This window comes from Flagellimonas pacifica (genome assembly GCF_900215465.1).
GTDB lineage: Bacteria > Bacteroidota > Bacteroidia > Flavobacteriales > Flavobacteriaceae > Flagellimonas > Flagellimonas pacifica.
In genome coordinates this window covers 471753-493101 of record NZ_OBEH01000003.1, presented here as the reverse complement: position 1 = coordinate 493101, position 21349 = coordinate 471753, and the positions used below count along the sequence as shown (strand labels likewise).

Genomic DNA, 21349 nt, shown 5'->3' with positions numbered 1-21349 from the left:
TCTCTTATAAGGTTCAAATAAAGAGAGTCTTTTTGTATTAAGCACAACGCTTAAGATATGGTTCGTTTTAATGAACTATATCGCCCGATAAGTGAAGTTCGGGAATTTTGATTTAAAAATCTAGTGCAGATTGGTGTATGTAGGTTATAGATTGAGATAGATAATATTTATACTAAACGACTCGAGCACAGTAGAGAATATTTTGCTTCCCAACTGTGCTCGATGTTTGCTAATTTACTTTCCTATACATTTCCACCATCCTTAGACATGAAGAGGATAATCATTGTGACAACTATCCTTCTTTATGGATTTCCACAGAGTGTGGGTATGGAATTTCAATTCCAGCGTTATCCAATGCTATTTTACAGTTTTCATAGGTTGCAAAATAGACATCCCAATAATCCTCTGGTTTACAGAATGGACGCACTGCAAAATTCACAGAACTATCCGCCAATTCCATTACATTTACCGAAGGAGCAGGATCTTGTAGTACCTGAGGGTTTGAGGTCAACACATTCAGCAACACTTCTTTGGTTTTTTTAATGTCTTCACCATAACCTACACCTATAACGGTATCCACACGAATTTTGCCTTCAGCGGTGTAGTTTACAATGTTTCCATTTGCCAGGGCACCGTTGGGAACAATGGCGAGTTTATTTTCAGGTGTGATCAATTTTGTTGTAAAAATCTCGATTTCTTTTACGACTCCTAAAACGCCCTGGGCTTCAATTAAATCACCAATTCGATAGGGTTTAAATATCATGAGCAGTACTCCTCCCGCAAAATTGGAAAGCGAACCTTGAAGTGCCAATCCAATGGCCAAACCAGCAGCAGCAATTACAGCGGCAAAGGTGGTAACATCTACTCCAAGTCTAGATATCACAATAATAATCAAGAACACTTTAAGCGCCCATGTGGTCAGATTCAACAAAAATCGTTGCAAAGATTCGTCATATTTGCTCTTGGACATTACATTACGGGCAGCTCCAATAATTCTTTTGATGACCCATGAACCAATAATATAAATGAGAATTGCAGTGAGCAATTTGGGTCCAAATTCTTTGGCCAAATCCAATCCATAATTCATCCATTCTTGTGCTTTTTCCATAGTAGTACGTTTGATTTGTTAGCGTTCTTGTAATGAGACACTAATATAAAAAGAAGGTCACACAAAATCCATGAATCTCTTAAAAACAAAAACGGGCAACTAAAGTTGCCCGAATTCCGTTTTTTGATTTACTATTGGTTATCCCTTCAAAAACTCTCCTATTTCGCCAAGTCCTTCTCCCTTGTAGTCCGATTTTTGAATGGCCTGCATAAGTTGTACTATGTGTGCGGGATTCATATCCTTGCCCAAAACCCTGACCAAGGCAAAGCCTTTATCCTTACTATCACCATATATAATTACCTCATCAATGGCATCTTCATCTCCAAGATATTTTATTACACCTTTTCCATAAGAGGAATTGATCTTCATGAGTTCCACAAACTCATCATCTTTTAGAATCTCCTTTACTTTGGCTTTTTCAACTTTATATTCCGCAGCATTGTCCTCGTTCTTTTTAAAGGCCAAAAGGTTGAACTTCCTCAAGGATTCTACAGCATTCCGTTGCGTATCGGTTAAATCCACTCCATCCATTTTAAGGATGCTCGCCGGCACATCAACAACAATGAAGTTGGGGTTCTCTGAATTGTCCACATAATACTCCTGTAGACTTTGTTGTGATGAACAGGAAGCCAAAAGTACGGTTCCTGTGATCATCAAACTTTTAACTATATTTTTCATCTGTATTTTTTTGATTGTGTTATTCTTTATCCAATTTTTCCAATCCCTTGTGAAGTTTCATTTTCTTTGTCAACGAACCCACTTTGGTCAGGTCAATATCCCCTGTCATGGTCAATAATACTGTTTCAAAATTATGATGGTTACCTCCATGCTCCTTGTCATCTATTCCGGTTACGAACATCAATAATTCTTCTACCCTATCTTCATTTTTCCCCTGTTTGATGTAGAACTTAAGATTGGTGTCTCCATCCTTAACTTTCATTAATTCTTCCAATTTTGATGACCTAACATACTGTTTCATGGTTGTTGCCATGTCTGCTGCCGCACCATCATCTTCGGAAAGAAAGATTTTGATATTGTTAATGCTTTTTGCCAACTCCACAAAATCTTTAGTATCCTCATCTTTATCATCGGCCATCATTGTAGCAGCTATCTTAAGCATACCATTATTAATGGTTACCGTTCCTATTCTATCCGAATTTTCAAACTTATCGAATATTGACTGTGAAATTCCCAAATAGGGAAGCATTCCTGCCAATAGTATTATAATAACTTTTTTCATTTTGATGTTTTTTGATTGATTTTTGAAATCGGTTTAAAGCTGACAGAAAGCTAAGCTCTGCCAACTAAAAACCGTTTGTTGTTTATTGTTTCTTACCCGCCTTGTTCAGCTCTTTTGGCAGATTCATCTTATTGGTCAACGAATTGATCTTGTTCAAATCAATATCCCCTGTAAGAGAAAGCAACACGGTCTCAAATTTTTGCCCATTCGCTTCAACTTCCTTCAACCCAGTAACGAACATTAACAATTCACTTACATGGTCGTCATCCCTACCTTGTTTAATATAAAACTTCACATTGGTATCCTTGTCTTTTACCCTCATCAACTCTTCCATGGTAGCCGATTTTAGGTATCTGTTCACGGATGATTTCATGTCATCTCCAATTTCCTTATTGTCTGTAGTAAATACCTTTAAGCTTTTAAGGCTACTGGCAATATCCATAAAGTCCTGGGCTTCTTGGTCATCTACCTCCACATCTATCTTTGCCAACAGGTTGAACATACTTTTGTTCACTACCACCGAGGTCACGTCATCCAAATCCTCGAACTTATCGAACAGCGATTGCGAAAAACCTGAAAGTGGTAGTACTGCTATTAAAATGATTAAAATATTCCTTTTCATTTTTTACGATTTAATTATTATTATAAATTTTTTGTTTTGCTACTTCAAACTCTTGTAAATAGGCCACCTTTTCTGTGCCTTTCCCAAAATTCTCCGCTAAGAGCTCAAAAGCCTTTTTTGTTTCTTGATAGGCATACTCCGCCTCTCTTTTTTCTTTGATTTCATTACCAAAATAAATGCCACAGGTCAAAACTGCTACGGCCGCAACGGAAATCCACTTGTAATAGTTTTTTCTAGGTTTTAATGGTACCTGCTTGGTATATCGTTCTTCCTTGGCGTTGGAAAAGTAGTTGAACATGGACTTATATTGCTCCAGATGTGTTGGTACACTTTCTTGGGAAAAATAAGCTTGCAATGTTTTTTCTTCGACCACTGTAGTGGTTGCCTCAAAATACTTCTCCAATAATTTTTCTATGTTATCCAATTCCATAGCTATGTTTTTTTACTAATTCTTGTCGTACTATTTTTCTTGCTCTTGATAATGCTACCCTAACTGCTGTGGGTTTCATATCCAAGAGTTCGCATATTTCTTCAAACTCATATTGTTCTACATCCCTTAACTGCAAAACCATTTTTTGTTGCTCTGGAAGCTCTTCCATAATCCGTTCCATCCAGCGAACACTATCTTCTGCTTCGAGCTGTCCTTGTAATGAAGTGTTTTCATCACTATAATTACTGTGCACCAATTTTAGGTTACTAGCTTGTTTAGACTTTAGCCTGTCCAAGCAGAAATTCTTGGTCATCGTCATTGCAAATGCCTCAACATTTTTGTATTCAGCCATGCTCTCGTTCTTTGACCAAAGCTTCAGCAAAATTTCCTGTGTAGCATCTTCCGCCTCTTCCCTAGAGACCAACAATCTTTTGGCCAATCGGTACAGCTTGTCCTTAAAGGGCATTACCACGTTTAAAAATTCGGCCTGTTTCATTTGGTTGTCTTAGTTGTAATAAGCATCAATTTTCCTGCTTACAATATCACGACGACACATATCGAATTTTGTTACAAAAAATTTGTATTCTCCTTTTATGTATCTATTTTGTAATCCCAATTTGTAAGATTTCAGAAAGTTGTACCACATATTTATTATGTTTCCTTTTTATCTGGAACAATAATTGATGATTCTTATTAAAATAAAGCTATGAAAAAATATTTGCTCCTCTTTACAGGATTAGGAATCCTTTTAACATCCTGTAATAATGATGATGATGCAAATTTACCTGCCAATGTAGTAGTCCAAAATTTTATGTGGCGAGCCATGAACCTTTGGTATTTTTGGCAAGGTGAAGTCCCTAATTTGGCAGACAACAAATTCTCTACAAATCAGGAATACAATGATTTTCTAGAGGCTAGCCCTGATCCTTTAACTTTTTATGAAAGCATTCAGTTCTCCGAAGATAGGTTTAGTTTTTCCGGTGAAGATTACACTACTTTGGTAAATGGACTCAATGGGATTTCAAAAAGCAATGGCCTAGAATTTGGTTTGGTCAGATTTGGAAGTGGTGATGATATTTTTGGTTATGTGAGGTATATTATACCAGGCTCCAATGCTGCTAGCAAGGATATTGATCGTGGCGATATTTTCACTAGAGTCAATGGTCAACAACTTACCGGGAATAATTATAGGGCTTTGTTATTTGGGGATAATGAGGACTACACCTTGGGTATGGCTACCATTAGCGGTAATGAAATAACCGATAATGATGATCAGGTGTCTTTGACCAAATTAGAAGGATTGACCGAAAATCCAGTTTTAGTCTCCACTACTCTTGATATTAGCGGAAAAAAAATAGGGTATATCATGTACAATGGTTTTACGCGTGGTTTTGACGAAGAACTTAACGATGCATTTGGACAGTTTGTAACTGATAATGTGACAGAATTGGTTTTGGATATGCGTTACAATCCAGGTGGATCGGTAAACTCTTCCCGTCTATTGGCCAGTATGATCTACGGTACAAATACCAACGATTTGTATATAAAGCAACGTTGGAACGATAAAATACAGAATCAGTTAAGTGCTACGCAATTGGAGGATCGTTTTGCAGCCACTACCAATGATGGAACGCCAATAAACACCTTGAACTTAAGCAAGGTTTATGTTATTGCCACAAATAGTTCGGCATCTGCAAGTGAATTGGTCATGAACGGACTGGCTCCTTATGTAGATGTGGTTCATATTGGAGAAACCACACGCGGAAAAAACGAATTTTCCATAACCATGGTAGATGACCCAGGAAATGACTACATATACAACAAGTCAAGAGAAGGTTCCATAAATCCAGAAAATCGCTGGGCTATTCAACCCTTGGTAGGTCGGAATGAAAATGCAGATGGTTTTTCGGATTATACCGACGGACTTGCCCCAGATATTGTTTTAGAGGAAGATTACGGTAATCTAGGGGTTTTAGGCGATGTCAATGAACCACTTTTGGCAAGAGCTATTCAAGAGATTACTGGTGTAACCAACAAAAGAGCGTTTGCTGTTCCCCAAATGACAGGAAAAGTCATTATTGGTTCTGAAATGCAAAAACCCGGTAAGGATAATATGTTTTTAGACAAACCCATTACATTAAATTTCAGATAAAACATAAAAGCCGGCCTTGAGGCCGGCTTTTTTCTTGGTGCTTACAGCAATCTTATTTATGCAATACCTTAGCGGTATTTAAATGTTTATATTTCATGGAAAGCTTTTCCGGTACTTGCAAAACATCCGGATGAAAAAGACCTGCAAGCAATTCAATCCCATTGACCAAGGTATTGGCTGAGGACTGAGTAAACATATCAAAATCAGCAATGAAAACTGCATTGTCTTGAACAGCTTTTAAATTGTTCCAACCCTCCTTTTCGATTAGTATGTGCAATTCTTCCAACGTACGGTCAACAGTAAATCCGCATGGAGCAATCACCAAAACCTCTGGGTTGTATTTAACGATCTTATCCCATTGGGTCACAATACTGTCCCCCGACGGATTGGAAAGCATGTCTACTCCACCCGCAAAAGCAATTTGATGCGGAATCCAATGCCCACAATTAAAAATGGGATCTAACCATTCCATCAACATGATTCGTTTTGGCAATGCCCGTGCAGCTCTTAATTTGTCAACAACAATATCAATCCGTTTATGTAATCCATCCAAATAGGCATAAGCAACCTCTTCCTTTCCCAATGCTTTGGCAATGGTCACCGCAGATTCAAAAACATCTTCCAAAGATTCAGGACTAATGGAAATCAGTTCAGGTTGTTTTTCTAGATTCGCAACCGCAGCTGCCGTGCATGCAGTATCTATCTGGCAGATATCGCACATATCTTGGGTAAAAATGATATCAGGCGCTATTTCAGCCAACAATGGCTCATCTACATAATACAAATCTTTCCCTTGATGCTTACTTGCCGAAAACAGTGCATCTATCTCAATACTGGTCAGATTTTTTCCTTCAAGAACGCATCGAACCACAGGTTTTTTCTCTTTTAATGCCCGTTCAGGGCATTCAAAAGTGATGCCATGCAAATGTTCTTGTAATCCCATATCATAAAGCATCTGGGTTACAGCCGGTAAAAACGAACAAACTTTTAACATGGCATCAAGTTATTCAATTATAGTGTCAAATTAAACCCCGCGATAATATTTCTACCCCTGGTAGTAAAACCAATGACCTCAACATATTCTTCATTCAACAAGTTGTTACCGTTCAAGAATATCTTCAATTTATTTGGTTTCAGTACGTGCTCCACATACAAATTAACCAATGAAAAGGTATCCAATGCAACATCTGTAAATGTGGTAAAATCGGTATCTACCCTTTGCCCTGTGTAAGCATAACTAAGTGAAATACCTGTGGTTTCGCACACTTGATAATTCAAAGCCAAATTTGCCTTATGTTTCGGAATTCGGATGGCATTGTCGCCTTTGCGCTCTGTAAAGGTGTAGTTGGCATCCAGACTGAAATCGGCACTGGGTTTCCAAGAAGCTTCAACTTCTACTCCATTGGCATCAATTTCATTGGCAACATTGATACTGGTGAAATTTTGGTCAAACCCGATGGTGTTTTTCTCATTTCTGTCAAAATAAAGGGCGCTTACCCTAAGCTTATCATTTACAAAGTATTCCACACCACCTTCAATAGTTCTATTTTCCTCTGGTTCCAAATTAGGATTGGCTCCAAAATCACCAAACAATTGAATCAAATTAGGAGTAATGTAGGAAGTGGCATAAGCCCCCAATAGCTTCACGTAACCATTGGTTGTGGTAAAAACATAAGAAGGATTAATGTTATACACAAAATGGTTTCCGTATTCCGAATGAGTATTCAATCTTGCTCCAGTATTCAAATTGAACCCAAAATCGGAAACATAGACCACATTGGCATAAGGGTCAAGAATGGTAAAATCGGCTTCATTACTAAAAACAGCTTCATCCTTAAGATAGTTTACCCCAACAATGGTGTGCCACTTATCATCAAACACGTATTTATTGTAAAAATCAAGAACTAGGTTCTTCCCGTCTGAAATACTCTCTCCAAACGTACTTTTTGAATCTGTTTCATAATCGGTATAAGCCGAATTTACATGAATAGAACCTTTGTTATATTTAAAGGATGACGAAAGTCCAACTCTTTCTTGAGTTACCTTAGCACGATTGGGTGCTTCGGTAAGGGCAGCATCAAACTCTGTATCAAATTTGGTCTGATTCCCATAAACGGAAATTTCAAAATTGTCCGAAAACTGATAACCCAATTTAAGATTCGTGCTAAAATGCGAAAAAGTGTCTTCCTCGTTTTCTGGGGTTACAGCTGCGGAAAGTCCGCTTGAATATCTATTGGAAAACCCAGCATTATAAGAGAATTTGTTCAATGTTCCATTAATGGTTACCGCATTTCCAAAACTCCCCAAATTGTAATTTTGGTCATCTGCGGTCTGATTGGTTCCAATGGTAGATTGAAAATTTCCTGAAACTTTCTTTGCCGAACTCTTTTTTGTGGTAATGTTGATTACCGCGGTAGCGGCATTGGTCCCATAAAGCGTACTGGCAGCTCCTTTAATAATTTCAATAGATTCAATGTCGGCGGTTGATAGCAACCTCAAATCATATTCCTGAGAAAAGGAGGACGGATCAGAAACTCTCACCCCATCAATAATAATTAAGGCTTGTCTACCCCTACCACCTCGTGCAAAAACACCAAACACGGAGCCGTCACGTCCGCGGCTTCCAGTAATTTCAATACCACTTTTGGTGTTGATGATTTCTGAGATGGTCTTTCCTTGGCTCCTTTCCAGCTCCTCAGTGGAAATCTTAATGACCGTTTTACCAGAATTTTCTCGTTTCAATTGAAATCGGGAATCACTCACAACTACCTCTTGTAGTTGTTGTACTTCAACAGGATCTTGCTGCGATTCTTGTGCAGAAATACCCTGACCCGCTACCAAAGCGGCACATAACAATACATAATTTTTTTTCATTTTCGTTTAAGTGAATAAACGGGAGAATAGTATGCTGTCCCATACGTAAACCTTTATCCCGAAAGTTTAACAATGTTTGTTTGAATTTGGCAGGTCTCCTGACTTGCGTCTTGTACACCACCTTCCCACCCAATGGGCAGTGGTTTTGAAGTTGTGACAAGCATCTACTCGTTGTTGGTACTCTAGAAATATCAACTCCGATTCGACTCAGCTTACAGTTGCGGGAACAGTTCCGGATTTGCACCGGATTCCCTTTTAATCATGCGAAAAAATCCTCGCATAAACCAAAATTCGGCACGAAAGTAATCATTCTGTTTAATCTTTTTTTGAAAAAGTTAAATAATCTTACATTTGGCCTATGTCAAAAAAAATCCTTGCAATAGCCTATTTAGGAACTTTGTTCCTTGTATCTTTTTCTTCTTGTGGAGAAAAAAAGAAACAACTTCCAATTGAACAAGTTGAAACCTCCACTCAACTTCAATATGCAACTGGTTTTACCATTGAACAATCTGGAGATCTAACCATAATCAAGGTTATTTCACCCTGGCCGGGAGCAGAATCAGGCTTTACCTATGCACTGGTCCCAAGAACTAGGTTAGCTTCCATTACGCTTCCAAGCGATGCATATGATGCTATTGTGGCAACTCCGGTAGAGAATATGGTGATTACTTCTACAACTCACATTCCGGCTTTGGAATCTTTAGGAGTTCTCAACGTTGTCTCCGGTTTTCCAAATACCGATTTGATTTCTTCTCCAGCTGCTCGTAAACGTATTAATGATGGCCATATCAAGGAATTGGGAACCAATGAAAATATAAATACCGAAGTTGTTTTGGAGTTGAATCCAGAAGTAATCATTGGTTTTGGCATTAACGATACCAATAAGGCCTACGAAACTTTAAAACGTTCAGGAATTCCCATTGTTTATAATGGAGATTGGACAGAACAGACTCCATTGGGAAAAGCAGAATGGATCAAGTTTTTTGCTCCATTTTTCAATAAAGAAGTAGAGGCCGACAATATTTTCAAGAAAATCGAAGCCTCGTACCAAGAAGCTAAGCTTTTGACCAAAAAAGTAACACAAAAACCCACGGTGCTAACTGGTGGGTTGTACAAAGATGTATGGTATGTGGCTGGGGGAAATAGCTGGATGGCTCAATTTTTAAAGGATGCCAATGCTAATTATTTATGGGCAAATACAGATAATAAGGGTAGTATTGGCTTGAGTTTGGAAGCTGTGCTGGAAAAAGGTCAAAAAGCAGATTTTTGGTTCAATCCATCATTACATGCAAGCTATGAGGAATTACAACAAGCCAATGCCCATTATGAACAATTTGAAGCTTTTACAACAAAAAAAGTATACTCAAATGCAGTTAAAAAGGGGGCAACCGGAGGGTTACTGTTTTATGAATTGGCACCACAACGCCCTGATCTTGTTTTAAAAGACTTGATTTCAATCTTGCATCCAAAGCTTTTGCCTGATTATGAACCTCATTTCTTCATGCCATTGCGATAAATGCATTCACTAAAATCATATCGAATTTCCTTTGTGCTGATTTCATTGGCGCTATGCTTTGCATGGTTATTGAATATTAGCTCCGGGTCGGTAGTAATTCCGTTTGATGCTATGCTTTCAGTTGTATTTGGAGGAAAGGCCGATATAGATTCTTGGAATTACATCATTTGGAATTATCGAATTCCAAAGGCGTTTACCGCAGCTTTGGTCGGTGGAGGACTTTCCATTAGTGGATTGTTAATGCAAACTCTATTTCGAAATCCTCTGGCGGGACCTTTTGTGCTGGGAATCAGTTCCGGGGCCAGTTTGGGAGCCGCTATGATACTTTTGGGAGCTTCACTCATATCTGGAATGGTTTCATTTACCTTTATCAATGATATTTCTCTGGCCATTGCAGCTAGTTTGGGAAGTTTTTTGGTGTTACTAGTGGTTATGTTGGTCGCGAACCGGGTGAAAGATACTATGGCCTTGCTCATTATTGGCCTGATGTTCGGTAGCATTACCACCGCACTGGTCAGTGTATTGGCCTACTTTTCAAGTGCAGAGGATTTGCAACGCTTTATCTTCTGGTCCTTTGGAAGTGTAGGCAATCTATCCGGTCAACAAGTGATACTTTTAAGTGGAGTTGTTTTTCTTGGACTGATGCTTAGTGTTCTTTCCATCAAAAAATTGAATGCCTTTTTATTGGGTGAAAATTACGCCCAAAGCTTGGGAGTGTCTTTAAAAAAATCAAGATTGATTATTATTATCGCCACAGGAATACTTGCTGGAGGGATAACTGCATTTGCAGGACCCATTGCTTTTATTGGGTTAGCGGTACCACACCTTACCCGTCAGATTTTTGATACTATGGAACATCGAGTTCTAATTCCCGCAGTATTTCTTTACGGTGCCATTTTAATGTTGTTATGTGATACCATTGCCCAGTTGCCCAATTCCGCTAATGTACTACCTATAAATGCCATAACTTCACTGGTTGGAGCACCAGTTATTATTTGGTTGCTGGTCAGAAAACGTAAAATGTTGTTTTAATGTCCAACTTGAAAAAACATAATATCATTGTTAAAGACCTAAGCATTGGTTACAAGGACAAAACTGTTGCGGACAACATCAATTTCTGCATGAACTCTGGACAATTGTGTGCCATTGTAGGAGTAAACGGTGTTGGAAAATCTACGCTGTTGCGCACACTTGGCAAGCTTCAACCCAAATTATCCGGTGAAATAGCCATAAACAGAAAAGCATTGGAATTGCATTCTTCTTTTGAATTGGCAAAAACCCTCAGTTTTGTCCTTACAGAACAACCTGCTTCCAAAAATTTGACCGTTCAGGAATTGATAGCGCTTGGCAGACAACCCTATACCAATTGGATTGGCACTTTGACTACTGAAGATAAACAACAAGTTGAGGAAAGTTTGTCTTCTTTTCTCTTGAAAGATTTGCGCTACAACAAATGCCATGAACTCAGTGATGGACAATTGCAACGAGTATTGATTGCCCGTGCCATGGCACAAGACACCCCTCTGATTTTATTGGACGAGCCAACAACCCATCTGGACCTCTACCACAAAGTCCAAATTTTGAAGTTGCTGCAACAATTGTCCCACAACAAACAAAAAACCATCATTTTTACCACCCATGAGATAGAATTAGCCATTCAACTCTGTGATACGATTTTGATATTGGATGGTAATGAAAATCCAAGCGGCACACCTATCGAATTGATTGAACAAAAGCACTTTGAACACTTATTTCCTTTGGAAATGGTCCAATTTGATTCAAAAACCGGTTCTTTTAAAGTGAATAAGTAATTTACCCTGCAGTTCCTACAAAGGTGGGAATCTCATTATCTTTATCCGAAGAATAACAATTTTATGAGCAGTGAGTTTATTTATGTGATTGTTGGACTGTTTGCGATAGCAATAGGCCTGTTTTGGGGTATGTACATCCAAAAATTAAAGACCAAATCCAATGAAAGTGTTTGGCAGGAAAGAGAACAGCAATTAAACAGTTCTGTCAAGTCCTTAAATGATAAACTGCTCTCTGGAGATGAAGAGAAAAAACAATTGCAGGCCGAAAAGGAGCAACAAAGCAATCAAATTGTTCGTTATCAGGCCGATTTGGAAAACCTCGAGCGAATCAACACCGAGCAAAAGGAAGAGGTAGAAAAGCTTCAGGAAAAATTCACCAAAGAATTTGAAAACCTGGCCAATAAAATCTTGGATGAAAAGAGCACCAAGTTTACGGAACAAAATCAGAAGAATATCAAACAAATCTTAACTCCTTTGCAGGAAAAAATTCAACTGTTCGAGAAGAAGGTAGAAGCTACACAAAAGGAGAACATCAGTATCCATTCCGCATTGAAAGAGCAATTGCTCAACCTGCAAAACCAAAACCTAAAAATTACCCAAGAAGCTGAGAATCTTACCAAAGCATTAAAAGGTGACAGCAAAATGCAGGGAAATTGGGGGGAATTGGTACTGGAACGTGTTTTGGAAAAATCTGGTTTGGAAAAAGACCGTGAATATAGTGTGCAACAAAGTTTTACAAGGGAAGATGGGTCCAGAGTAATGCCCGATGTCATTATTCACCTTCCGGATGGCAAAAAAATGGTAGTGGACTCCAAAGTTTCCCTTACGGATTATGAGCGTTACACCAATGCAGATGAAGAGCTAAGGGAGAAGCATCTAAAAGACCACATTAATTCCCTCAAAAAGCATGTGGAACAACTCTCAGCAAAAAAATATGAGGATCTGTACGAAATGGAAAGTCCAGATTTTGTGTTGTTATTCGTTCCCATTGAGCCAGCCTTTGCTGTTGCCATCAATAATGACAATTCGCTTTACAACAAGGCCTTTGAACAGAATATTGTAATCGTGACCCCTTCTACCCTGTTGGCGACACTTCGTACCATTGATACCATGTGGAGCAATGAAAAGCAGCAGAAAAATGCTATTGAAATTGCACGCCAAGCGGGTGCCTTATATGACAAGTTTGAAGGATTCGTAACCGACCTGACCAAGGTGGGTAAAAAAATGGACGAAGCCAAAACGGAATATCGCGGTGCCATGAACAAATTGGTAGAAGGTCGCGGGAACATCGTGACCAGCATTGAAAAGCTCAAAAAAATGGGTGCCAAGGCCAAAAAATCCATTCCTGAACCCATATTAAAAAGAGCTGAAGAAGATGATTTTGAAGAACCAAAACTTGAATTATAAACTATGCGTAAATTCCTATTTATATTTATTTCGGTCCTTCTTTTTGGATTAGCTGCCTATTTTGCGTTTATCTATTACGTTCCCTTTAGTGAGGGTTATCGGTCAGGTGAACTGATCAAGTTCAGTAGAAAAGGAGTTTTGGTTAAAACCTGGGAAGGTGAGATAAGTCAAGGTATCTCTGGAGCCCAGATTTTTGAATTTTCCGTTCAAGACAGCGAGAAAGAAGTAATTGAAAAATTAAAAGAGTACCAAGGACAATATGTAAAAGTTACCTACAAAGAAAGATATGCCACTTTTTTTTGGTTGGGAGATACCAAATATTATATCATAAATGTAGTCCAAGAAAAATCACCGCATTTTAGACAATAGCAATGAAAAAGTTCAAAACCTCAAAGGAATCCCGTGTTTCCATCACCGAACTCATGCTTCCCTCCCATTCCAATTTTGGAGGTAAGGTACACGGTGGGCATATTTTAAGTTTAATGGACCAAATTGCATTTGCCTGTGCTTCTAAACACTCGCAAGCGTATTGCGTAACAGCTTCTGTGAATCGAGTGGATTTTCTGAATCCTATTGAGGTTGGTGAACTGGTCACCTTGAAGGCTTCTATCAATTATACCGGGCGAACTTCGATGGTTGTTGGGGTTAGGGTTGAGTCCCAAAGTGTGACTACCGGGCAGAGAAAACATTGTAATTCTTCATATTTCACCATGGTTGCCAAAGGCGAAAATGGGAAAAATCTTCCCGTTCCCGGTCTAATTTTAACCGATAAGCAAGGGGTTAGACGTTTTGCGCGAAGTGTGGAGCGCAAAGCCTCAGCAAGTTCCAGAGATACCAAATTTGAGCCTGCAAAATTTAAAGTGGATGATTATTTGGAGACCATTAAAAGTGAAAATGCGAAATTGGATTTAAATTAATCCAGTTTGGCTGTAGCGGCTGCATCTATAAACCAAACCACCTTTCCAGACCTAGGATTGACCAAAGACGCTGGATAAGCTTCAAAACCTTCAGTTTTTTCCAAAATGGCCTTGACTTTTTCAGCTTTGCCAGCTCCGGTGACCAAAAAGGCAACTTCTTTGGCAGTATTAATGACTTTTCCATTGATAGATACCCTTTTTTGACCAGAATCTGGATGGGTAGCCACCACACAATGGTCTTGGGTATTCCACAATTCAATTTCATGAGGAAAAATGGATGCCGTGTGCCCATCGTCACCCATGCCCAGTATGACCAAATCAAATTGAGGCACACCTTCTATCCTATCCAAATTGATTTCCAATAAATTGGCATACCGCATAGCTTCACCAATTGGGTCTGCCTCTCCCAATATTCGGTGAATATTCCTCTCGGGAACAGGTATCTTGGAAAACAAATGGTCAACGGTCATTTTATAATTGCTTTGGTCATCCGTTGGAGGTACGCAACGTTCATCCCCCCAATAAAAATGAATCTTATTCCAGTCAATATTATCGCCATAATCTGAGGCCAAAACGTCAAAAACAATCTTAGGGGTACTTCCTCCAGACAAAGCCACATGAACTTCGGTTTTACCTTTGACCAACTCAGAGAAATAAGCTGAAAACCGCTCAGCAACTTCTTGTTTATCCTTATATATCTTTAATTCCATTTTTTAAATTTTAACCTCCCTCTCAACGTCTAACATATTACACAATAACCTGGGTCATCAGCCAAATTCTCCCCGGGATTACGCCAATATCCTAAATCATCGATGAGTTCATCGGAGTTTTCCGGGCCCCATACTCCCGCTGCATAGCCATACATGCGTACATCTTTTCCATTTTTCCAGTAATCCAAAATAGGATCAACAAACTCCCAAGCTGCTTCCACCTCATCGGCCCGAGCATATAAAGTGGCATCTCCTTGCATGGCGTCCAACAAAAGTCGTTCATAAGCCTCCATCACATAAGTTTGTGCCAAACTAGAATAGTAAAAGTCCAAATTGGCTCGTTCCACCTTAAAGCCCTGTCCAGGAACTTTTACACCAAATTTGATAAGTACACCTTCATCCGGTTGAATCCGTATAATCAACTTATTGTCCTTACTGCTAACTCCTGAATCTTTAAAGATTTGATGATGTGGTGTCTTAAAATGAATGATGACTTCGGTAACTTTAGTGGGCATCCGTTTTGCCGTTCGCACATAAAAAGGAACGCCATGCCATCGCCAGTTATCCACAAAAAACTTAACTGCTGCATAGGTTTCCGTAATAGAATTTGGGTCAACCCCATCCTCTTCACGATATCCCTTTACTTTTTCACCATTTATCTCTGAAGCCACATATTGTGCTCGAATGGTGTGGTCAAAAAGCGTTTTCTCATCTTGCATAATTCGCAATGACTTTAAAGCCTTCACTTTTTCATTCCTTATCTCTTCAGGTTGATCACCAATAGGTGGTTCCATAACCACCAAAGAGACAATCTGCATCAAATGGTTTTGGAACATATCGCGTAAAGCACCAGATTTATCATAATATCCACCTCTTTTTTCCACACCTACACTTTCTGCATTGGTGATTTCAACATGGTGAATATAATTACGGTTCCAAAGGGGTTCAAAAATACTGTTCGAGAAACGCGTCACCAACAGATTCTGAACCGTTTCCTTCCCCAAATAATGATCTATCCTATATATTTGAGGTTCTTTAAAATACTGTTGGAGCCCATTGTTCAATATTTTTGCACTTTCCAAACTATATCCAAAAGGTTTTTCCACAATCAACCTTTTCCATCCTTTTTCTTGGCTATTTAGACCTGCATCTGCTAAGTTTTTAGCAATAGGTTCGTACAAGCTGGGTGGAGTGGAAAAATAGAACATATAATTACTTTCCGTCCCGCTATCTACATTTAAAGTTTCAATGCGTTTGGCCAAACCCGAATATTCAGCAGTATAATCACTTCCTAAATCTTCATAAAATATCCTATCTGTAAAACCCTTAACATAGTTATCCTTTAAATCCTCCAGTTTCTCCTTTAGATAAGGACTTTTGTTAACCACTTTGTCCCGAAACTCTTCATCGGTCATATCACTACGGCTAGCGCCTAAAACCACAAAATTTTCAGGTAATTGCTGTGCAACATACAGGTTGAACAAACCTGGAATAAGTTTTCTCGCGGTCAAATCTCCAGAAGCTCCAAAAATAATGAGCATTTGGTTATCAGTCTTTTTCATAGAGTATATCAATAGTTGGTTAGGATGTCTCAAAAAAGAAGTACCTAAACTACGTTTTCGTCAAAAACCTTTTATGGTCTCCATTTATTTTTGAGCATAACGAATATAACGCTATTTTAGGTTCGGAATTCAACAACTAGCTTACTTAAAGCTTTCTAGGCAAAGGCCTATATAAAATTTAGAATATGGCGGATACGTATGATTTTGGTCTTGTGGGACTTGGTGTAATGGGGCGCAATTTTATCCTGAATGTTGCTGACAATGGTTTTACAGCTTTTGGCAATGATTTGGACAAGGAAAAAGTAAACTCGCTTATTGAGGAAGGCGGAGATACCAATAGAATAAATGCCTCCACGGATGCATCAACTTTTGTGAATTCATTGAGTGCCCCCCGAAAAATTATGCTGTTGGTTCCTGCGGGAAAGATTGTAGATGCCGTAATTGAAGGGCTACTCCCCCATTTGGATGAAGGAGATATCATCATTGATGGTGGAAATTCATTTTTTACCGACACAGACCGACGCGAGGCCTATTTGAAGGAAAAAGGAATCAACTTCTTTGGAGCTGGGGTCTCTGGAGGTGCCAAGGGAGCACGAAAAGGGCCGAGCATTATGCCCGGAGGTTCAAGGGGGGCTTATCAACATGTAAAACCTATTTTTGAAGCTGTGTCAGCGAAATATAAGGGTGAGCCCTGTGTAGCTTATTTGGGTCCAAAATCGGCCGGAAACTATGTGAAAATGGTCCACAATGGCATTGAATATGGGTTGATGCAATTGACCTCGGAAATCTATGACCTAATGAAAAAAGCAGGTGGATTGACCAATGAAGAACTCCATGAAACCTATGCCAGTTGGAATGCTGGCCGATTACAATCTTTTTTGGTTGAAATCACATCCGATATCCTTGCTCAAAAAGACGATTTGGGAGATGGACATTTGGTGGATAAAATTTTGGATAAGGCCAAACAGAAAGGAACGGGAAAATGGACTTCGCAAAATGCCATGGATTTAGGAATTCCAGTACCTACCATTGACATTGCCGTAAGCATGCGTGAAATCTCTGCCTTAAAGACAGAACGAACACAAGCAGATGAACTTTACGACCGACCAACTCCTGAAGCCATAGTAAAGGATTCTTTAGTAAACAAGGCTGAACAAGCACTGTATTTTTCATTCATCATTACGTACGCACAGGGAATGCATCAATTAGCCGATGCTTCCAAAGAATATGGTTATGAACTACAACTGGGTGAGATTGCTAAAATATGGAGAGCAGGCTGTATTATCCGTGCTGCATTGTTGGCTGATATCACCGAAGCCTTTAACGGAGATAACTCGCTTCAAAACCTTTTACTTTCTCCCTCTTTTGTTAAAAAAGTCCAAGAAACTGTGGATTCAGCAAGGGAATTGGTGGCCTATGGCGCAACCAGCGGTATTCCATTACCTGGGCTTTCCAATGCACTTACTTATTTTGATGCTTATACCAATAGTCGATTGCCCTTAAACCTAATTCAGGCCCAACGGGATTATTTTGGATCGCATACCTATGAGCGATTGGATCGCGAAGGGGTTTTTCATACAGATTGGGAATAGTCTTAAAACATATACTTTTAGGTTTTTATTTCTTTGTTGGACATCCTCAAGATTTAAATGGAGCATATGTTATTTCTAAGAAATAAACTTGTGCAATTCGTCTAAGAAATATGCATTTTATATAATTTGCCATACATAACAAAATCTGGATTCTTATTTTTGCGAATTGGAACCCCATACCATCCCAAACTATGAAAAACAACTTCTCAGCTAAATTCTTTATATTTTTTATTGTATCCCTTGTATTAGTAGGCTGTTCTAAGGACGGTACTAACGGTTTAGATGGAAGAGATGGTACTAATGGCGCCAATGGTACAGATGGAACCAATGGGCGAAATAGCCTGATTACTACGCTTATTGAACAACCAGGTGAAAACTGTGCTAATGGTGGGTTTAAAATTGATGTTGGTCAAGATACAAACGATAACGGTCAACTTGAGGCCAACGAAGTAGATGCAACTGAATTTATTTGCAATGGTGGAACATCGGAACTTCCATATTTGTCCTATGTCTCACTAATCAATCAAACGGGAACAGATAACCCTGAAACTACAGTGCTGGAAAACACTTTGGAACTTGGAATAGTTTGGACTAGAGAGTCTCAAGGGAAGTACATGGGAACGTTGGATAAAGCAATCGATATTGGAAAGACAGTTATTTTTTATACTACACCAACAACGCATACTGGGGTAAGAGGCGAATTGGTAGGAGATAACCAAGTTAGATTGGAGTTGCAAAATGGAATCAATGCCTTTGCAGATGATTTCAGCAATCTATCCTTTGAATTAAGAGAATATGAATAATGACCATGATTTCGAGTAAATCATTGATAGTCTAAAACGATTCATAACCCGTATAATATTAAAAAATTATGATTAAGAAAAGTACTCTATTTGTTTTACCTATTTTTCTCTTTCTCAGTATTTGGACTTATGGACAAAATCTTTTTCCCGCATCTGGGAATGTAGGGATAGGAACCTTATCGCCGAGTTATGATTTGGAAGTAGCTGGTACTTTGAACGCTACAAGTATCCTACTAGATGGAGCTGCTTTGGAAGCTCCCATATGGAACCTTAATGCGAACGAAGCTTTTTATAATAATGGTAATGTTGGTATTGGGACCAATGATCCTAATTTTACCCTTGATGTGGCAGGTACTTTGAATGCTACAAGTATCCTGTTAAATGGAGCTGCCTTGGGAACACCTATATGGAGCCTTAATGCGAACGAAGCTTTTTACAACAACGGCAATGTTGGAATTGGTACAAACGACCCTAATTTCACCCTTGATGTAGCCGGTACTTTGAACGCTACAAGCATTCTATTAAATGGAACTGCCTTGCAAACTCCTATATGGAGCCTTAATGCAAATGAAGCTTTTTACAATGGCGGAAATGTTGGTATTGGCACTAATGACCCAAACTTTTTGCTCGATGTTAATGGATCTCTAAATGCCACCAATATTTTTCTTAATGGATTCGCAGTTCAGAGTTCTCAGTGGACCACTGCAGGAAATGACATTTCTTATAGTACAGGTAACGTGGGCATTGGTACCGCAAATACGCAAGGCTATATGTTGGCCGTTGCGGGGAATGTAATCGCCGAAGGCGTTAAAGTTGAATTGGAAGGTAATTGGCCAGACTTTGTGTTTGGAGAAGAATTTAATCTAATGTCACTAGAAGAAGTAAGTAAGTTTATTGGTAAAAACAGGCATTTACCAAATATTCCAAGTGCAAAAAACGTGGAAGAAAATGGAATTGACTTGGGAATAATGGACGCCAAATTACTTCAAAAGATAGAAGAACTTACTTTGTATACTATTCAACAGCAAAAAGAAATTGATAGCCTAAAAAATACTAACAAAAAGCTTATTGAACAAAATCAACTTATCAAGAAGCTTTCAAATCGTTTGGACAAAATAGAGAATTCAAGAAAAGAATAAAACTTTCAAAAAAACCCTCTTCATTCTTTCAACTTGCTTTTTTTCTACTTTTAACTATAAAGTAACAAGAACAAAGCCTTAATCTCTTTACTCGCGTTTGTTATCAAAACATATTGAATGACTGGAGGTCAGCCCAACATAGCTAACCAAATTGACCATCTGTTTAGGCATGAATATGGGAAATTGATTGCGGTGATGACCAAGGCTTTTGGAGTCCCTAATATCGATTTGGCTGAAGATGTGGTTCAAGAAGCAATGATTGAAGCCCTCAACAAATGGACCTATCACGGAGTTCCTGACAATCCCGTGGGATGGATTTACAAAGTGGCTAAAAACAAGGCCATAAATATCCTAAACAGAGAAAAATACAGTCGGAAATACGTCTCTGAGGTTGCTCCTCACCTCCAATCTGAATGGACTTCTGAAGCAGCTTTAAAACGCATTTTTACCGATAAGGAAATCGCTGATGACCAACTACGCTTGATTTTCACATGTTGTCATCCAGTACTTTCAAAAGATTCCCAAGTTGCCCTGACACTAAAAACATTATGCGGTTTCAGCATTCACGAAATTACCAAAGCCTTTTTAACAACTGATAGTAATATCAATAAAAGATTGGTTAGGGCCAGAAAGACTATAAAAGATGCCAATATTCCGTTTGAAGTGCCTACCGGCTCACAACTGGAACCCAGGCTATCAGGCGTTCTGGAAACCATTTATCTATTGTTCAATGAAGGCTACAATTCCACTTCGGACGATAGTTTGATTCGAAATGAACTTTGTGAAGAAGCAATACGTCTAATGAATATCATTGTTCAAAATCCATCCATAAAATCTTCCAATGCCCATGCCTTGTTGGCATTGATGTTATTCAATACAGCCAGGTTTATCTCCAGGATGGATGAATTGAGCAATAGCATTAGTTTGGAGCATCAAGACCGAACCAAATGGGACCGTAAGTTGATAAAGAAAGGATTAACTCATTTAGCTTTTGCCGCAGAACAAAACGAGGTCTCTATCTATCATCTTCTGGCAACAATTTCAGCTCAACACTGTACAGCTCCCACCTACGAAACTACAGATTGGGACGGTATTCTTTCTCTATATGATATGCTGGTTGAAATTGAAGATTCACCAATCGTTCAATTGAACAGAACCATTGTACTCTCAAAAGTTTCCGGTCCAAAAGTGGCCATTGCGCAACTGAAAAACATAGAAACCCATCCTTCTCTTCAGGGTTATTTGCCATTTTATACTTCATGTGCAGTGCTTTATTATCAAAACCATCAAATAAAGAAAGCTATTGAACTTCTCAATACAGCTTTAAAACTTCCCATTGGGAAACACCGTAAATCACTTATTAACAACAAGATAAAGGAATACTCAAAAAATATTTGATATTTTTCGGTTGTCCATGTCCTTTTCTGTACTCTTCAATTGACTAAAGGATATAAAACAATAATAAA

The 21349-nt window shown here is 38.8% G+C and carries 21 protein-coding genes and 1 riboswitch; of the genes, 11 read left to right on the top strand and 10 right to left on the bottom strand.

Features of this window, described 5'->3' with window-relative positions:
• Positions 1 to 292: 292 nt before the first annotated feature.
• The 6 genes from CRO15_RS11865 to CRO15_RS11840 all read right to left on the bottom strand — a co-directional run bounded on the left by CRO15_RS11865 (position 293) and on the right by CRO15_RS11840 (position 3896).
• On the bottom strand, positions 293 to 1108 hold the full coding sequence (locus CRO15_RS11865) for a mechanosensitive ion channel family protein (protein WP_097046033.1): 816 nt from the start codon (positions 1106 to 1108) through the stop codon (positions 293 to 295).
• Positions 1109 to 1246: 138 nt separating this feature from the next.
• Entirely contained in the window at positions 1247 to 1786 is a 540-nt protein-coding gene (locus tag CRO15_RS11860) for a DUF4252 domain-containing protein (RefSeq protein ID WP_097046032.1), read from the bottom strand.
• A gap of 19 nt (positions 1787 to 1805) precedes the next feature.
• Complete coding sequence (locus CRO15_RS11855; protein WP_097046031.1) at positions 1806 to 2348, bottom strand: DUF4252 domain-containing protein; 543 nt, start codon at positions 2346 to 2348, stop codon at positions 1806 to 1808.
• 82 nt (positions 2349 to 2430) lie between these two features.
• Positions 2431 to 2970 (bottom strand): DUF4252 domain-containing protein, encoded by a 540-nt coding sequence (locus CRO15_RS11850; RefSeq protein ID WP_097046030.1) that lies wholly within the window; start codon positions 2968 to 2970, stop codon positions 2431 to 2433.
• A 10-nt stretch (positions 2971 to 2980) separates the two neighbouring features.
• Positions 2981 to 3400: a hypothetical protein gene (locus tag CRO15_RS11845; protein ID WP_097046029.1), complete on the bottom strand. Its 420-nt coding sequence runs from the start codon at positions 3398 to 3400 to the stop codon at positions 2981 to 2983.
• Positions 3387 to 3896 (bottom strand): RNA polymerase sigma factor, encoded by a 510-nt coding sequence (locus tag CRO15_RS11840; protein WP_097046028.1) that lies wholly within the window; start codon positions 3894 to 3896, stop codon positions 3387 to 3389. The genes CRO15_RS11845 and CRO15_RS11840 overlap by 14 nt, the downstream gene beginning before the upstream one ends.
• A gap of 210 nt (positions 3897 to 4106) precedes the next feature.
• Here CRO15_RS11840 and CRO15_RS11835 point away from each other — a divergent pair, with 210 nt between their 5' ends.
• A complete protein-coding gene (locus CRO15_RS11835) occupies positions 4107 to 5552 on the top strand; it encodes a S41 family peptidase (protein ID WP_097046027.1) in 1446 nt (481 codons plus the stop codon).
• Positions 5553 to 5604: 52 nt separating this feature from the next.
• On the opposite strand, the gene CRO15_RS11830 is transcribed toward CRO15_RS11835, so the two are convergent.
• Both CRO15_RS11830 and CRO15_RS11825 read right to left on the bottom strand, forming a co-directional pair.
• Positions 5605 to 6546 carry an ABC transporter substrate-binding protein gene (locus tag CRO15_RS11830; RefSeq protein ID WP_097046026.1) on the bottom strand — a complete coding sequence of 314 codons (942 nt, stop codon included), beginning with the start codon at positions 6544 to 6546 and terminating at the stop codon, positions 5605 to 5607.
• Between the two features lie 17 nt (positions 6547 to 6563).
• Positions 6564 to 8426, bottom strand: a complete 1863-nt coding sequence (locus tag CRO15_RS11825) for a TonB-dependent receptor plug domain-containing protein (RefSeq protein WP_097046025.1) — start codon at positions 8424 to 8426, stop codon at positions 6564 to 6566.
• A 71-nt stretch (positions 8427 to 8497) separates the two neighbouring features.
• Positions 8498 to 8730: riboswitch (cobalamin riboswitch) on the bottom strand.
• A 54-nt stretch (positions 8731 to 8784) separates the two neighbouring features.
• Between CRO15_RS11825 and CRO15_RS11820 the strand changes: the two genes are divergently transcribed.
• From CRO15_RS11820 to CRO15_RS11795, 6 genes are all read left to right on the top strand, one after another.
• On the top strand, positions 8785 to 9942 hold the full coding sequence (locus CRO15_RS11820) for an ABC transporter substrate-binding protein (RefSeq protein WP_097046024.1): 1158 nt from the start codon (positions 8785 to 8787) through the stop codon (positions 9940 to 9942).
• A complete protein-coding gene (locus tag CRO15_RS11815) occupies positions 9943 to 10974 on the top strand; it encodes a FecCD family ABC transporter permease (RefSeq protein WP_097046023.1) in 1032 nt (343 codons plus the stop codon).
• Positions 10974 to 11753: an ABC transporter ATP-binding protein gene (locus tag CRO15_RS11810; RefSeq protein ID WP_097046022.1), complete on the top strand. Its 780-nt coding sequence runs from the start codon at positions 10974 to 10976 to the stop codon at positions 11751 to 11753. Before CRO15_RS11815 ends, CRO15_RS11810 begins: the two co-directional genes overlap by 1 nt.
• A 63-nt stretch (positions 11754 to 11816) precedes the next feature.
• Positions 11817 to 13160, top strand: coding sequence for a DNA recombination protein RmuC (locus CRO15_RS11805; protein ID WP_097046021.1), 1344 nt, complete (start codon positions 11817 to 11819; stop codon positions 13158 to 13160).
• 3 nt (positions 13161 to 13163) lie between these two features.
• Positions 13164 to 13529: a 6-phosphogluconate dehydrogenase gene (locus tag CRO15_RS11800; RefSeq protein WP_097046020.1), complete on the top strand. Its 366-nt coding sequence runs from the start codon at positions 13164 to 13166 to the stop codon at positions 13527 to 13529.
• A 2-nt stretch (positions 13530 to 13531) separates the two neighbouring features.
• Positions 13532 to 14077 carry an acyl-CoA thioesterase gene (locus CRO15_RS11795; RefSeq protein WP_097046019.1) on the top strand — a complete coding sequence of 182 codons (546 nt, stop codon included), beginning with the start codon at positions 13532 to 13534 and terminating at the stop codon, positions 14075 to 14077.
• On the opposite strand, the gene pgl is transcribed toward CRO15_RS11795, so the two are convergent.
• Positions 14074 to 14787 carry a 6-phosphogluconolactonase gene (gene pgl, locus CRO15_RS11790; protein ID WP_097046018.1) on the bottom strand — a complete coding sequence of 238 codons (714 nt, stop codon included), beginning with the start codon at positions 14785 to 14787 and terminating at the stop codon, positions 14074 to 14076. The genes CRO15_RS11795 and pgl overlap by 4 nt on opposite strands.
• A gap of 29 nt (positions 14788 to 14816) precedes the next feature.
• A complete protein-coding gene (zwf, locus tag CRO15_RS11785) occupies positions 14817 to 16349 on the bottom strand; it encodes a glucose-6-phosphate dehydrogenase (RefSeq protein ID WP_097046017.1) in 1533 nt (510 codons plus the stop codon).
• Positions 16350 to 16534: 185 nt separating this feature from the next.
• On the opposite strand from zwf, the gene gndA reads away from it, so the two are divergent.
• The 4 genes from gndA to CRO15_RS11765 all read left to right on the top strand — a co-directional run bounded on the left by gndA (position 16535) and on the right by CRO15_RS11765 (position 21281).
• Positions 16535 to 17941, top strand: coding sequence for an NADP-dependent phosphogluconate dehydrogenase (gene gndA, locus CRO15_RS11780; RefSeq protein ID WP_097046016.1), 1407 nt, complete (start codon positions 16535 to 16537; stop codon positions 17939 to 17941).
• A gap of 191 nt (positions 17942 to 18132) precedes the next feature.
• Positions 18133 to 18744, top strand: coding sequence for a DUF7151 family protein (locus tag CRO15_RS11775; protein ID WP_097046015.1), 612 nt, complete (start codon positions 18133 to 18135; stop codon positions 18742 to 18744).
• 68 nt (positions 18745 to 18812) lie between these two features.
• Positions 18813 to 19883: an autotransporter outer membrane beta-barrel domain-containing protein gene (locus CRO15_RS11770; protein ID WP_097046014.1), complete on the top strand. Its 1071-nt coding sequence runs from the start codon at positions 18813 to 18815 to the stop codon at positions 19881 to 19883.
• Between the two features lie 117 nt (positions 19884 to 20000).
• The gene (locus tag CRO15_RS11765) at positions 20001 to 21281 is read left to right on the top strand and encodes an RNA polymerase sigma factor (RefSeq protein WP_097046013.1); all 1281 of its coding nucleotides are present in this window, start codon (positions 20001 to 20003) and stop codon (positions 21279 to 21281) included.
• Positions 21282 to 21349: the final 68 nt, after the last annotated feature.

What these genes read in the sequence shown, in the direction of transcription:
- CRO15_RS11865 (WP_097046033.1), bottom strand. Translation starts at nt 1,108, where the DNA reads ATGGAAAAAGCACAAGAATGGATGAATTATGGATTGGATTTGGCCAAA.
- CRO15_RS11860 (WP_097046032.1), bottom strand. Translation starts at nt 1,786, where the DNA reads ATGAAAAATATAGTTAAAAGTTTGATGATCACAGGAACCGTACTTTTG.
- CRO15_RS11855 (WP_097046031.1), bottom strand. Translation starts at nt 2,348, where the DNA reads ATGAAAAAAGTTATTATAATACTATTGGCAGGAATGCTTCCCTATTTG.
- CRO15_RS11850 (WP_097046030.1), bottom strand. Translation starts at nt 2,970, where the DNA reads ATGAAAAGGAATATTTTAATCATTTTAATAGCAGTACTACCACTTTCA.
- CRO15_RS11845 (WP_097046029.1), bottom strand. Translation starts at nt 3,400, where the DNA reads ATGGAATTGGATAACATAGAAAAATTATTGGAGAAGTATTTTGAGGCA.
- CRO15_RS11840 (WP_097046028.1), bottom strand. Translation starts at nt 3,896, where the DNA reads ATGAAACAGGCCGAATTTTTAAACGTGGTAATGCCCTTTAAGGACAAG.
- CRO15_RS11835 (WP_097046027.1), top strand. Translation starts at nt 4,107, where the DNA reads ATGAAAAAATATTTGCTCCTCTTTACAGGATTAGGAATCCTTTTAACA.
- CRO15_RS11830 (WP_097046026.1), bottom strand. Translation starts at nt 6,546, where the DNA reads ATGTTAAAAGTTTGTTCGTTTTTACCGGCTGTAACCCAGATGCTTTAT.
- CRO15_RS11825 (WP_097046025.1), bottom strand. Translation starts at nt 8,426, where the DNA reads ATGAAAAAAAATTATGTATTGTTATGTGCCGCTTTGGTAGCGGGTCAG.
- CRO15_RS11820 (WP_097046024.1), top strand. Translation starts at nt 8,785, where the DNA reads ATGTCAAAAAAAATCCTTGCAATAGCCTATTTAGGAACTTTGTTCCTT.
- CRO15_RS11815 (WP_097046023.1), top strand. Translation starts at nt 9,943, where the DNA reads ATGCATTCACTAAAATCATATCGAATTTCCTTTGTGCTGATTTCATTG.
- CRO15_RS11810 (WP_097046022.1), top strand. Translation starts at nt 10,974, where the DNA reads ATGTCCAACTTGAAAAAACATAATATCATTGTTAAAGACCTAAGCATT.
- CRO15_RS11805 (WP_097046021.1), top strand. Translation starts at nt 11,817, where the DNA reads ATGAGCAGTGAGTTTATTTATGTGATTGTTGGACTGTTTGCGATAGCA.
- CRO15_RS11800 (WP_097046020.1), top strand. Translation starts at nt 13,164, where the DNA reads ATGCGTAAATTCCTATTTATATTTATTTCGGTCCTTCTTTTTGGATTA.
- CRO15_RS11795 (WP_097046019.1), top strand. Translation starts at nt 13,532, where the DNA reads ATGAAAAAGTTCAAAACCTCAAAGGAATCCCGTGTTTCCATCACCGAA.
- pgl (WP_097046018.1), bottom strand. Translation starts at nt 14,787, where the DNA reads ATGGAATTAAAGATATATAAGGATAAACAAGAAGTTGCTGAGCGGTTT.
- zwf (WP_097046017.1), bottom strand. Translation starts at nt 16,349, where the DNA reads ATGAAAAAGACTGATAACCAAATGCTCATTATTTTTGGAGCTTCTGGA.
- gndA (WP_097046016.1), top strand. Translation starts at nt 16,535, where the DNA reads ATGGCGGATACGTATGATTTTGGTCTTGTGGGACTTGGTGTAATGGGG.
- CRO15_RS11775 (WP_097046015.1), top strand. Translation starts at nt 18,133, where the DNA reads ATGAAAAACAACTTCTCAGCTAAATTCTTTATATTTTTTATTGTATCC.
- CRO15_RS11770 (WP_097046014.1), top strand. Translation starts at nt 18,813, where the DNA reads ATGATTAAGAAAAGTACTCTATTTGTTTTACCTATTTTTCTCTTTCTC.
- CRO15_RS11765 (WP_097046013.1), top strand. Translation starts at nt 20,001, where the DNA reads ATGACTGGAGGTCAGCCCAACATAGCTAACCAAATTGACCATCTGTTT.